Below are 954 nucleotides of genomic sequence, written 5' to 3'. Positions count from 1 at the left end.
GCTGCGCGACGTCGCCGCGGCGGAGCTGGCGTGCAAGCGGACCGGCGCGCCGGCCGACGTCATCTGCCGGCAGGCGATCCTGTCGCTGGCCGCGCGCGCCGGCGGATCGGTGCCTTCCCGGCTCAGCCGGGGTTGAGCGGGCGGCCCGGCTCAGCCGGGATTAAGCAGGCGGAGGATGCCGTCGAGCTGATCGAGGTCGCGGTAATGCAGGCGGACGCTGCCGCGCGCGCCGTCGAAGCTGATCTCCACCTTCAGGCCCAGCCGTTCGGTCAGCTCACGGGCGAGCGCCTCGGTCGCCGGATCGCGCGGACGGGGTGCGATCGGCTCCGTGCCGCGCTGGGCGAGAGCTTCGGTCTGGCGGACGTTCAGGCCGCGGTCGATGACGGTCCTTGCCGCGCGCTCGGGGTCGGGGTGGGTCAGCAGTGCGCGGGCGTGACCGGCGGAGAGACGTCCGCTGCGTATGTCGTCATGCAGCGCTCGCGGCAGGCGCAGCAGGCGCATGGTGTTGCCGACATGCGCCCGTGACTTGCCGACGGCGGCGGCGAGCGCGTCCTGCGTCATGCCGAACTCCTCGATGAGGCGGCGGTAGCCCTCGGCCTCCTCGATCGCGTTCAGGTCCTCGCGCTGGAGGTTTTCGACGAGCGCGGCGGCCAGCGCGTCGCGGTCGCTGAAATCGCCGATGACGGCCGGGACGTCGTGCAGCCCCGCCGCGCTTGCGGCCCGCCAGCGGCGTTCGCCGGCGATGATCTGGAAGCGCCCGGGCTGCTCGGGGTGCGGGCGGAGCAGCAGCGGCTGCAGGATGCCCCGTTCGCGGATCGACAGCGTGAGTTCGGCCAGCGCGCCGGGATCGAAATCGACACGCGGCTGGAAATGCCCCGGCTCGAGCGCGGCCACGGGCACCCGCCTGATCCCGCTCGTCCGGTCGGCCGCGGCATCACGCGGCGCGGCTTCATC

Annotated in this window: 1 protein-coding gene; it reads right to left on the bottom strand. The window is 73.6% G+C overall.

Annotated elements, in window-relative coordinates; all coding sequences use genetic code 11:
* Window positions 1-150: 150 nt before the first annotated feature.
* Window positions 151-909, bottom strand: a complete 759-nt coding sequence (locus B8460_RS01340) for a ParB/RepB/Spo0J family partition protein (protein ID WP_052945100.1) — start codon at window positions 907-909, stop codon at window positions 151-153.
* Between the last annotated feature and the right edge of the window lie 45 nt (window positions 910-954).

Source organism: Acidisphaera rubrifaciens HS-AP3 (assembly GCF_000964365.1).
Taxonomy (GTDB): Bacteria; Pseudomonadota; Alphaproteobacteria; order Acetobacterales; family Acetobacteraceae; genus Acidisphaera; species Acidisphaera rubrifaciens.
The sequence above is the reverse complement of the archived record's forward strand: the minus strand, read 5'-3'. Positions and strand labels throughout refer to the sequence as shown.